10 protein-coding genes are annotated in these 11988 nt (G+C 52.9%); 9 read left to right on the top strand and 1 reads right to left on the bottom strand.

Features of this window, described 5'->3' with window-relative positions; all coding sequences use genetic code 11:
* Positions 1 to 14: 14 nt before the first annotated feature.
* From DWX32_RS02815 to holA, 6 genes are all read left to right on the top strand, one after another.
* Positions 15 to 719 carry a helix-hairpin-helix domain-containing protein gene (locus DWX32_RS02815; RefSeq protein ID WP_117813624.1) on the top strand — a complete coding sequence of 235 codons (705 nt, stop codon included), beginning with the start codon at positions 15 to 17 and terminating at the stop codon, positions 717 to 719.
* Between the two features lie 17 nt (positions 720 to 736).
* A complete protein-coding gene (locus DWX32_RS02810) occupies positions 737 to 1426 on the top strand; it encodes a response regulator transcription factor (RefSeq protein ID WP_022462209.1) in 690 nt (229 codons plus the stop codon).
* Positions 1371 to 2849, top strand: a complete 1479-nt coding sequence (locus DWX32_RS02805) for a sensor histidine kinase (protein WP_242998406.1) — start codon at positions 1371 to 1373, stop codon at positions 2847 to 2849. The genes DWX32_RS02810 and DWX32_RS02805 overlap by 56 nt, the downstream gene beginning before the upstream one ends.
* A 12-nt stretch (positions 2850 to 2861) precedes the next feature.
* Complete coding sequence (locus tag DWX32_RS02800; protein WP_055227346.1) at positions 2862 to 3785, top strand: GerMN domain-containing protein; 924 nt, start codon at positions 2862 to 2864, stop codon at positions 3783 to 3785.
* Entirely contained in the window at positions 3782 to 6055 is a 2274-nt protein-coding gene (locus DWX32_RS02795) for a DNA internalization-related competence protein ComEC/Rec2 (protein ID WP_118659222.1), read from the top strand. Before DWX32_RS02800 ends, DWX32_RS02795 begins: the two co-directional genes overlap by 4 nt.
* A 71-nt stretch (positions 6056 to 6126) precedes the next feature.
* The gene (holA, locus tag DWX32_RS02790; RefSeq protein ID WP_117509509.1) at positions 6127 to 7110 is read left to right on the top strand and encodes a DNA polymerase III subunit delta; all 984 of its coding nucleotides are present in this window, start codon (positions 6127 to 6129) and stop codon (positions 7108 to 7110) included.
* A gap of 169 nt (positions 7111 to 7279) precedes the next feature.
* On the opposite strand, the gene rpsT is transcribed toward holA, so the two are convergent.
* Positions 7280 to 7543, bottom strand: a complete 264-nt coding sequence (gene rpsT / locus DWX32_RS02785; protein ID WP_022462214.1) for a 30S ribosomal protein S20 — start codon at positions 7541 to 7543, stop codon at positions 7280 to 7282.
* 181 nt (positions 7544 to 7724) lie between these two features.
* Between rpsT and gpr the strand changes: the two genes are divergently transcribed.
* The 3 genes from gpr (at position 7725) to lepA (ending at position 11952) form a co-directional block, all read left to right on the top strand.
* Positions 7725 to 8612 (top strand): GPR endopeptidase, encoded by an 888-nt coding sequence (gene gpr, locus DWX32_RS02780; protein ID WP_118659221.1) that lies wholly within the window; start codon positions 7725 to 7727, stop codon positions 8610 to 8612.
* 23 nt (positions 8613 to 8635) lie between these two features.
* Complete coding sequence (locus DWX32_RS02775; RefSeq protein WP_243037540.1) at positions 8636 to 10042, top strand: stage II sporulation protein P; 1407 nt, start codon at positions 8636 to 8638, stop codon at positions 10040 to 10042.
* Between the two features lie 95 nt (positions 10043 to 10137).
* Positions 10138 to 11952 carry a translation elongation factor 4 gene (gene lepA, locus DWX32_RS02770; RefSeq protein ID WP_022462217.1) on the top strand — a complete coding sequence of 605 codons (1815 nt, stop codon included), beginning with the start codon at positions 10138 to 10140 and terminating at the stop codon, positions 11950 to 11952.
* Positions 11953 to 11988: the final 36 nt, after the last annotated feature.

The raw sequence follows: 11988 nt of genomic DNA, 5'->3' as shown, positions 1-11988 counted from the left end.
AGGGAGTACACAGCATGAAATTGAAAAAACAGCAGGACAGAGGCAGAAAACATGCAAAAATACTGGCGGCGATGCTGGTTTTTTTGCTCTGCGGATGCAACCACAGGGATACAGAATACAAACTGTCAGATAGCACAGGCGGGAGCACGGCGGAAAACGTTTTCGGGAATCAGAAGGAAGTGGATGAGGAGCAGACGGTTTCCGAAAAAAGCGCCGGAGAAACCACAGGCATTCCGGAAAAACGTGAGGCACAGGAGGCAGCACCGGAAGAAACGGTGCAGGTTTATATCTGCGGTGCGGTCGCTTCCCCCGGTGTCTACACGCTGCCGGGCGGAAGCCGCGTAGTGCAGGCTGTGGAAGCGGCAGGCGGATTTCTGCCGGATGCTGAAGAAAAAATCCTCAATCTTGCACGGAAAATCGAAGACGGAGAGCAGATCACCGTCTGGACGCGCGAGGAGGCAGAAAACATGGAAATCACGGAAACGCCGCAGCAGAATACGGGCGGCACGGAGCAGGCTTCCGGTTCCGGCAAAGTCAACCTGAACACGGCCGGAAAAGAAGAACTGATGACACTCTCCGGCATCGGAGAGAGCCGTGCGGATGCCATCATCGCCTACCGCGAAGCAAACGGCCCGTTTGGTTCGATTGAGGAGATTATGAACATTGAGGGCATCAAGGGAAAGATGTTTGAAAAGATAAGGGGTTCTATCGAGGTTTAGAACAAGAAGGAGAAGAAATGGCAAAGAAAGTTCTTGTAGTTGATGATGAAAAACTGATCGTAAAAGGAATCCGCTTCAGCCTGGAGCAGGACGGCATGGAGGTTGACTGCGCATACGACGGCGAGGAAGCACTCTCCATGGCAAAAGAAAAAGAATACGATATGATCCTTCTGGATCTGATGCTGCCAAAGCTGGACGGATTGTCCGTCTGCCAGCAGATCCGTGAATTTTCCAACGTTCCGATCGTCATGCTGACCGCAAAGGGCGAGGACATGGACAAAATCCTGGGACTGGAATACGGCGCAGATGATTACATCACAAAGCCGTTCAACATTCTGGAAGTAAAAGCACGCATCAAGGCCATCATGCGCCGTGCGGCCCGCCAGGAGCCAAAAGAAGAGAAAGCAAAAGTCGTACAGGTGAAAGACCTGCGGATCGACTGCGAGAGCAGAAGAGTCTTCATCGGAGACCGCGAGATCAATCTGACTGCGAAGGAGTTCGATGTGCTCGAGCTTCTCGTCTTCAATCCGAACAAGGTGTACAGCAGAGAGAACCTGCTGAACATTGTCTGGGGCTATGAGTACCCGGGCGACGTGCGCACCGTAGATGTACATATCCGCCGTCTGCGCGAAAAGATTGAGAAAAATCCAAGTGAACCGAAGTACGTTCACACAAAGTGGGGAGTTGGTTACTATTTCCAGGCTTAAAAACAAAGAAAAATGGAAGTTTCTGCGGAGTCTGCGCTTCCGCATCACGGTGATTCTTGTGATCATCGGCATTGTACCGTGTGTGATCCTTGAGAAGAGCATCGTAAACAGCTATGAGGACCGTGCGGTATCGGTGCGCAGCATTACCGTAAAAAATCAGTGCGATATTATCTGCAACCAGCTCATCCAGCAGAATTACATGGAAGATCCTGGATCGGATGTCATCAACGGACAGCTCAGTATGCTGACGAATATCTACGGCGGCAGAATCCTGATTATCGACCAGGATTTCCGCGTCATCAAAGATACGTACGATATGGACCGCGGAAAGACGATTATCTCGCAGGAGGTCATCCAGAGCTTTCAGGGCAAGGAGACGAGCCAGTACGACCGGAAAAACAACTATCTGGAAATGACGGTGCGGATTCAGAATACCGAGACGAAGGAGACGCTCGGCGTTATGCTCGTCAGCATTTCGACGGATGAGATCCGTGCGAATATGAAAATTCTGGAGACGAAGGGAATGACGATTCTTTCGATCATTACGCTTCTCGTGCTGGTTTTTGGCTATCTGCTCGCGGGCATTCTGATGAAGCCGTTCCAGAAGGTCACCCGTTCCATCGAGGACATCACCGACGGCTATCTCGACGAAAGCATTTCTGTTCCGGATTATCTCGAGACAGAGCTGATCACGGACGCATTCAACAAGATGCTGACCCGCGTCCGTACGCTCGACGATTCTCGCCAGGAATTTGTTTCGAACGTCTCGCATGAGTTAAAGACGCCGCTTGCGTCCATGAAGGTTCTGGCGGATTCGCTGAACGGGCAGGAGGGCGTTCCGGTGGAACTTTATCAGGAGTTCATGCAGGATATTACCTCGGAGATCGACCGCGAAAACCAGATTATTACCGACCTTTTGTCGCTGGTCAAGATGGATAAAAAGGTGGCAGACCTCAATATCACCCAGGTCAATATCAACGAGCTGTTAGAGCAGCTGCTGAAGCGGCTTCATCCGATTGCCGCACAGAAAAATGTGGAGCTCATTCTCGACAGCTTCCGCCCGGTCAATGCAGAGGTGGATGCGACGAAGCTCTCGTTGGCGTTCTCGAACCTGATCGAAAACGGCATCAAGTACAACAACGAGAATGGATGGGTGCGTGTATCCTTAAATGCGGATCACAAATATTTCTACGTGACGGTGGCAGACTCCGGCATCGGCATCCCGGAGGAGTCGATTGCGCATATCTTCGAGCGTTTCTACCGCGTGGACAAGTCCCACTCGCGGGAAATCGGCGGAACCGGCCTTGGCCTTGCGATTGCGCGGAGCGCGATTGTCATGCACCGGGGAGCGATCCGTGTATACAGCAAAGAAAACGAGGGAACGACATTTTCCGTGCGGATTCCTCTGAATTACGTGATGTAGGAGGTGGCGCACATGAAACGGATACTTGGCGTACTGCTGGCCGGCGTGCTGCTTCTTAGCGGCTGCGGGCAGTGGCAGAAGAGCCAGAAGGAGTCGGCGTATCACCTGTACTGCCTGGACAAAACCGGCACAACACTGGTGCAGGAGCCGTATGAACCAAAAGAAGGAACGGATCAGAAACTGATCAAGGAGCTGGTTGACGCGCTGCAGGAGAAACCTGCCAAGGACGGAAACCAGGCACTTCTTTCCAATGGAATTTCCATCAAGACGTATACGCTGGAGAACGGGCTCCTTACGCTGAACTTAAGCGGAGAGTACGGAGAGCTTGCGCGGCCGCAGGAGGTTTTGGTGCGTGCAGGACTGGTGCGTACCTTTGTGCAGGTTCCGGAGGTGGAGCGCGTGACGCTTCTGATTGACGGGGATCCGTTAAAGGATTCCAAAGGACGCGAGATCGGAACGATGACGGCGGACAGCTTTCTGGAAAATTCCGGAAGGGAAATTTATCAGTATCAGTATGCGACGCTGACACTGTATTTTGCAAATGAAGCAGGCGATCATCTTGTGAAGGAGACGCGGCGGGTGCCGTACAGCACGAACATTCCGCTGGAGCGGGTCGTGGTGGAGCAGCTGATGAAGGGACCGAAAGAAGACGGCCATTATGCAGTGCTGCCGGATACGATGAATGTCTTAAGTGTCACGACATCCGATCGGATTGCCTATGTGAATTTTGACAAATCTTTTAAGGATTCTGCGCTTTCGAGTGTGGCGGAGCAGATTCCGATTTACGCGGTGGTGGATTCCATCACGGCGAACTGTAAGGTGGATAAGGTGCAGTTTTCCATCAACGGAGAGAGCGATGTAACCTTCCGTGAAACGATGAAACTCAATCAGTTCTACGAGGAAGACCTGTCTTATCTGGAGGAAAAAGATACATGAGAAAACGGCCCATGTGCCTGGCGTGTCTTGGATTCATGCTGGTGCTTGTGCTGCTGCGGATTGCGGGCGTGCCTCTTGGCACGCCTTTTTCTGACCCCAAATACGAAAACAAAGCGCAGCAGGGCAGGAAGGTGTGGATTGCAGGGACAATTGAAACGTATGAGAAAAAGAGCAGCAACAACGGGTATGTGCTGCGCGGGGAGGGAAGCAAAGGGAAAATTTATCTGCTCGCAAAGCGGGGAGATCTGCCGGTCGGAGCCGCTGTGCGGGTGTACGGAACTGTAAAAAAGCCGGAAGGCCCGCGCAATCCGGGGATGTTTGATGAGAAAACATATTATGAGGGAAAAGGCTGTGCGTTCTACGTGATTTCGGAGCGGGAGGAAGTTGTGGATGCCGGGCGGTGGAATCTCGGCGAAGCGCTCCGGCTGGAGCGGGAGCGGTGCTGTGCCGTTTTAAAAGAAATGATGCCGGAGGAGGAGGCAGGTGTGCTTTCTGCGATGCTGCTCGGGGAACGGTCGGAACTCACGGAGGAGACGTATCTGGCGTATCAGCAGAGCGGTCTGCTGCACCTGATTTCCGTTTCCGGCATGCATCTGATGCTGCTCGGCATGGCACTCCGACGGCTGCTGATGGCGCTGCATCTGCCGAAAACTTCCGCGTCTCTGGCAGCGGCCGCCGGTATGGTGCTGTATGGCATGTTTACCGGCAGCGGAACGGCGACCGTGCGTGCAGTGGTGATGTTTGCGGTGCGGATGGGAGCTGTCGCAGTGGGAAGGACGTATGATTCCTTAAGTGCGCTCTCTCTTGCGGCAATTCTGATGCTGGCAGAAAACCCCTCGTATCTGGAGCAGAGCGGGTTCTGGCTTTCGTTTGGAGCAGTAACAGCCATTTCCGGGGTTTATCCGGTTCTGGCGGGGGAGAAGGCGGAACGGAAGAGACGCGGGGAAAAAACGGGGTTGGAAAAGCTTGCGGCGAAAGGAAAAGAGGCTGCGATGGTGTACCTTTCCCTGCAGCTTGTCATGATCCCGCTGCAGGCGTGGTATTTTTATGAGATTCCGCTCTTTGCGTTTCTGCCGAATCTGTTTGCAGGAGCTGTCATGACGGCGGTGCTGCTGACGGGTGCTGCGGGGCTTCTGGCGGGACTGGCAAGCGTGAAAGCGGGAAGTGTTGTTCTGCTTCCGGCGCGGTTCCTGCTCACACTTCTGCGGCAGATGACAGCGGCGGTCGCACAGATTCCGGGAAATGTGTGGATCTGCGGTCAGCCGGAAAAATGGCAGATGGCAGGATATGGAATCATTCTGACCGGTCTTCTGGTGATACTGTATGTGCGAAAACGAAAACGGGAGATGAATCCGGATGGGGCAAAACGAAAAGGTGCGCAGGCACGAAAGCGGGAGCGGATGCTCTTTGGTATTACCATGTTTTTTGCCTGTGTTCTGCTTTTTTACCGTCCCCGGGAAACGTTTTCCATTACAGCGCTGGACGTCGGCCAGGGCGATTCGCTGGTGGTGGAGAGCGGCCGTTTTGTGATGCTGAATGACGGCGGGAGCAGCAGTGCGTCTGCGATCGGGGAAAAAAGGATTCTCCCATATCTGAAACAGCGCGGCATTGCCGCTCTTGATGCCGTTGTTGTCACGCACCCGGACGCAGATCACACGAACGGAATCCTCGAACTGCTGGAGCTGATCGGGGAGCAGAAAACGGCGCTTCGCATCCGCCATCTGTTCCTGCCTGTGTGGATGAAAGGAAGCGAAAAAGAAAATCCTTTTATTTTAGCCGCACAAAAAGCGGGAATTATGGTAGAATATCTAAAAAAGGGAGACGAGATCCGTGCAGGAGAACTCACCGTATCGGTACTTCATCCGGGAGCGGGCGAAGACTATACGGGAGAGGAAAACGCCGGAAGTGTTGTATTACAGCTTTCCTGCGGTGCCTGCCGCGCACTTCTGACGGGAGATCTGGAGGGAAGCGGAGAAGAAGAGGTCCTGGGGGCGGCAGAGCGGTGCCAGATTTTAAAGGTGGCGCACCACGGCTCGAGAAATTCAACGAGCGAGGCATTTCTGAACCGCATACAGCCGCAGATCAGCCTGATTTCCTGCGCGTGGCCGGGACGGTACGGCCATCCGCACCGGGAGCTGCTGGAGCGGCTTCGTGCCTGCAAAAGCCATATCTACGGAACACCGGTGGATGGAGCCGTGACAGTACAGCTGAAGCGTGACCGCCTGGCGGTTCACGGATACCGGTCGGATGTGGAATTTCCCGTCTCCTGAATGGTCAAAAGCTCCGGCTGCTGCGGCACTGCGCAAACGTGCTTCTGCCGGAACGAAAGAAAGAGGATGGAATGAAAAGCATTTTAGAAGATATCAAAACGCAGAATTTTAAGCAGGCCTACCTGCTCTACGGAGAAGAAGCCTATCTGAAGCATCAGTATAAAAACAAGCTGAAAAACGCACTGCTGCCGGAGGACGACACGATGAATTTCTCCCGCTTTGAGGGAAAAGGAACCGAGATTCCCAAAGTGATTGACCTTGCGGAGACGATGCCGTTTTTTGCGGACCGCCGTGTGATTCTGCTGGAAAATACAGGATTTTTCAAAAACAAAGCCGACGCGCTGGCAGACTACATGGGATCCCTGCCGGATTATCTGGTGCTGATCTTCGTGGAGGAGGAAGTCGATAAGCGGAACCGTATGTACAAGGCGGTGCAGAAGCAGGGAAGAGCAGTGGAATTTGCTCGTCAGGACGAAAAGACGCTGATGACCTGGGTACTCGGCATGATGAAAAAAGAGGGAAAAAAGATCACGCGCCAGGATATGGAAGATTTTCTGGAAAAGACGGGCGCGGATATGGGAAATATCTCGCAGGAGCTGGAAAAACTGCTCAGCTATACGATGGGAAGAGATGTGATCACGCGGGCGGATATCGAGGCAGTCTGCACAACGCAGATTACGAACCGGATTTTCGAGATGATCCGCGCGGTAACGGAGAAGAAGCAGCGGAAAGCGCTCGATCTGTATCAGGATCTGCTGGCTTTAAAGGAGCCGCCGATGCGGATTCTCTTTCTGCTGGCACGCCAGTTCAATCTGCTGCTGCAGGTCAAAGAGCTGCTGGCAGAGCACTGCGATCAGGCGACGATCGCAAAACGGACGGGACTGCAGAGCTTCGTTGTGCGGAACTATATTCCCATGTCGCGCCAGTATGCGGCGGAGGAATTAAAAGCGGCGGTCAATGACTGCGTGCAGATGGAAGAGGACGTGAAGACGGGAAAAATTTCCGATCTGCTGAGCGTGGAGCTGCTGATTACGAAATACAGCAGGGCGGCGTAAGAGCAGAGTTTTCTAAAAAGAACAAGGCGTATCGGCCAGTTTTCCTGTACCGGTACGCCTTGTTCTGTGTTTATCAAAAGATCTGTCGCGGCGCACTCTTTTGGTAAGCATAAAAAAAGAACCCAGCCACATGACGGTATGACTAAGTTCTCTTTGCTTTATATCTTTATTATGCGATTGAGTTTACAGCTTTGCTCAGATTGGATACTTTTCTGGCAGCGTTGTTTTTATGATAAACGCCTTTAGAAGCAGCCTTGTCGATGGTAGAGATCGCATTTACTAATGCAGCAGCAGCAGCCTCTTTATCGTTTGCAGCAACAGCAGCATCTACTTTTTTCATAGAAGTCTTAACTGCAGAACGGATTGCTTTGTTGCGGTCTGCCTTTGTCTGATTTACCAGGATTCTTTTCTTTGCGGATTTAATGTTAGCCAAACTGTACACCTCCAATATTTTTAAAATTAATGTGATTTAAGGGATGTTATTCAATGGAACAGACACGGGCGCTCCACTGAAACATGCTTTATTATCCTATAATATTTCGCATGGTTTGTCAATACATATTTTTGGAAAAATTGCAAAAACTACAACAAAAATACAGGAGAAGGAGAAAAGTATGATAGGAAAGTATAGGATGCGGACAGACCTGGCGATGGAGAATCAGGAAAAATTTGAGAGGGACCATGTGGAGATCTCCGGGGTCGAGATTGAGAAGAAGAAAAGAAAGGCGGAAATTCAGACAACCATTGTGAAAATCACATCGGAGCAGGGTGCAAAAATGATGGGAAAGCCGAAAGGGACGTATGTGACGATCGAAGCGCCGCTGCTTTTGACGGCAGACGAGGAGGAGAGCCGGAAAGCGGCGGAGGAGTTTTCCCACTGTCTGATGGAAATGGTGCCGGAAGCGTGCGGATCCGTTCTTGTGGCCGGCCTCGGCAACCGCGGCATCACGCCGGATGCGCTCGGGCCGGAGACGGTGGAGCAGCTTAACGTTACGCGCCATCTGGTGCGCACCTACGGAAAGAAGGGCCGGGAAGTGAGTGCCCTTGCTCCCGGCGTTATGGCACAGACGGGCATGGAGGCAGTGGAAATCCTGCGCGGAACGGCAGAACAGACCCATCCAGATGTGATTCTCGCCGTGGATGCCCTTGCCGCATGCAGTATTCACCGGCTGAACTGTACGATCCAGCTTGCCGACACCGGAATCTGGCCGGGCTCGGGCGTCGGAAACCACCGCAATGCCTTAAATCAGGAGACGCTCGGCGTGCCGGTCATCGGAATCGGTGTGCCGACCGTTGTAGGGGCAGGAACGATCGTCCACGATGCCGTCGCAGGCGTTCTGGAATCGCTGGAGGAGTCCGAGATGGATGAATTTCTGGGAGAAGTCATTTCACCGGCGCTCGAAAGCCTTTACGTGACGACAAAAGAGATCGACGAGATGGTCCGCCGCCTGGCCGGGGTTCTTGCGGCAGGTATGAATCAGGCATTTTCCGGGGAAATGTAACATATCATGAATATGGTGATAATATGTGGAATGCCAGGCGAAATGGACGATGGTTCGGATGGGGATGTCTTTTCCTGTCCTGCAGTATACTGCTGTTCCGCAGTGCAGCGGTTCTCCGGAAAAATCATTTCTTAGAGGGGAAAGTTCTGCTGCACCGGGCGGCAGCACAGGCGGAGCAGTTATCCGTGGATGTGATGATGCCGCTTCTTTTTTATGACGGAAAAGAGGACGGAAGGGGATGGATGGAAAATCTCCTCGCGGCAGTGCGGGATCAGATACCGGCGCTTCGGGAGGGAAGCACGGCAGAAAATACGCTGTCTGCCGGGACAGAAGCAGCGGAAACGGATACGGCGAAGCAGGATTCGAATCCGGGACCGGGAGCAGAAAGAGGGCAGACAGAATCGAAGGAGCATGGAACTGAGGAAGATCAAAAGGATGGAACTCAAAAAGATGAAACTCAAAAAGATGGAATGGAAATCACGGAGCCGGAGCAGACGGAAACAGGAATCACAGAACCGGCAGCCGGAGAGTCGGCATCAACGGCAGAACCCGAAGCGCCACAGTCTGTCCCGGAGGAGACCATCGAAACCGGCGGCGCACCGCGTGAGATTCTCTACCCGGAGGCCGACACGATTCAGGAGACAATTTCCCCTGACCTTCTTGCTGACCCGCAGGCGCTCCTGAACCGCTTCTTCGTTGTCGATCCCAACACTTCGGTCCTGCCGGGCGAGATCGACGGCAGCACCCTGCTCGGAAAAGACCTGACCCTGCCGGAAAATGCCGAAGGCCCGCAGATTCTGATCTATCATACCCATTCGCAGGAAACCTTCGCCGATTCCCGTCCGGGAGAAAGAGCGGACACGGTAATCGGCCTCGGTGATGATCTGCAGGAGCTTCTGGAAAAGCAGTACGGATACGAAGTGCTTCATATTACAGAGGCATTTGACATGAAAGAAGGCTGTCTCGAGCGGAGCCGCGCCTACAACTACGCGGAGCCGGTCATCGCAGCGGCGCTGGAAGAACACCCGTCCATTCAGGTCGTGATCGACCTGCACCGGGACGGGGTCAATGGTTCAAAACGTCTTGTGACAGAAATCAACGGAAAGCCGACCGCGCAGATCATGTTTTTCAACGGCCTTTCCCGCACGAAAGAAAGCGGCGAACTGACAAGCCTGCCCAATCCGTATCAGGCGGAAAACCTTGCATTTTCCTTTCAGATGGAGTATGAGGCAAAACAGTATTATCCCGGCTTTTCGCGCTGTATCTATTTAAAAGGCTACCGCTACAACCTCCATCTCCGCCCGAGATCTGTTCTTCTCGAGGTTGGTGCGCAGACGAATACGGTTGAGGAGGTGAAAAATGCAATGGGGCCGTTTGCGGATATCCTGCATAAGGTTCTGTCGGGCAAAAGTCCGGCATCAGGCGGATAAATTTATCTTGCTTTTTTGAGTGGAATTTCGTATCATACAAAATAGACATGAGATAAAATTGATATTTAACCCGTGAAAAAGCAGGAGGAAAAAACTTGTCAGGAATAGATCAGAGTAAAATTCGTAATTTTTGTATTATTGCCCATATCGACCATGGAAAATCAACCCTTGCGGACCGTATTATTCAGAAAACAGGCCTTTTGACCGAGCGTGAGATGCAGGATCAGGTGCTGGACAATATGGATCTGGAGCGTGAGCGCGGCATCACGATCAAGGCACAGGCGGTCCGTACCGTATACAAAGCGGCCGACGGCGAGGAGTACATTTTAAACATGATTGACACCCCGGGCCATGTTGACTTCAACTATGAGGTTTCCAGAAGCCTTGCCGCATGCGACGGCGCGCTGCTCGTTGTCGATGCATCGCAGGGTATCGAGGCGCAGACCCTTGCCAACGTCTATCTCGCCCTTGACCATGACCTGGATGTGTTCCCGGTCATCAACAAAGTAGACCTTCCAAGCGCCGAGCCGGACCGTGTAATTGCAGAGATCGAGGATGTCATCGGACTGGAAGCGCAGGATGCTCCGCGGATTTCCGCAAAAACCGGCCTGAACGTGGACGAGGTGCTCGAACAGATCGTACAGAAAATTCCGGCACCGGAAGGTGATCCGACGGAACCGTTAAAAGCACTGATTTTCGACTCTGTTTACGATGCATACCGCGGCGTCATCATTTCCTGCCGTGTAATGGAAGGAAGCGTGAAAAAAGGAACGAGAATCCGCATGATGGCGACAGGCGCTGTCGAGGAAGTTGTCGAGGTCGGCTACTTCGGCGCAGGCCGTCTGATCCCGTGCGACGAGCTCTCCGCCGGAATGGTAGGCTATATCACCGCCAGCATCAAAAACGTGCGCGACACCCGCGTGGGTGATACCGTGACCGATGCCGACCGTCCGTGTGCAGAAGCACTGCCGGGCTACAAAAAAGTCAACCCGATGGTATACTGCGGCATGTACCCGGCCGACGGCGCACAGTACGGCGATCTGCGCGACGCGCTGGAAAAACTGCAGTTAAACGATGCATCCCTCTTCTACGAGCCGGAGACATCGGCAGCACTGGGCTTTGGCTTCCGCTGCGGTTTCCTTGGACTGCTTCACCTGGAAATTATTCAGGAGCGCCTGGAGCGTGAGTACAATCTGGATCTCGTGACGACCGCACCGAGCGTTATCTATAAGGTTCACAAAACCGACGGAACCGTCATTGACCTGACCAACCCGTCGAATCTGCCGGACCCGTCCGAGATTGATTATATGGAAGAGCCGCTGGTAAAAGCAGAGATTATGGTGACGACCGACTACATCGGACCGATCATGGAGCTCTGCCAGCAGAGACGAGGCCAGTATCAGGGAATGGAATACATGGAGACGACGCGTGCGATGCTTCATTACCATCTCCCGCTGAATGAGATTATCTACGATTTCTTTGATGCTTTAAAATCCCGCTCCAAAGGTTACGCGTCATTCGACTACGAGCTGCTCGGCTATGAGAGAAGCGAGCTTGTAAAACTCGATATCCTCGTCAATAAAGAAGAAGTGGATGCGCTGTCCTTCATCGTATTCGAGGGATCTGCCTACGAGCGCGGAAGAAAGATGTGCGAGAAGCTCAAAGAAGAGATTCCGCGGCAGCTCTTCGAAATCCCGATCCAGGCGGCTGTCGGATCGAAGATTATCGCCAGAGAAACCGTCCGCGCGATGCGCAAAGACGTCCTCGCCAAGTGCTACGGCGGCGATATTTCCCGAAAGAAGAAGCTGCTGGAGAAGCAGAAGGAAGGTAAGAAGCGGATGCGCCAGGTAGGAAACGTGGAGATTCCGCAGAAAGCCTTTATGAGCGTGCTGAAACTGGATGAAAATTAAGAAATAAAAATGAGACCGGCCTGTCGGCGCCGCCTG

It is taken from the genome of Blautia sp. AF19-13LB (genome assembly GCF_003479105.1).
Lineage (GTDB): Bacteria > Bacillota > Clostridia > Lachnospirales > Lachnospiraceae > Fusicatenibacter > Fusicatenibacter saccharivorans.
Note: the sequence above shows the minus strand (reverse complement) of the source record. Positions and strands in the feature narration are given on the sequence as shown.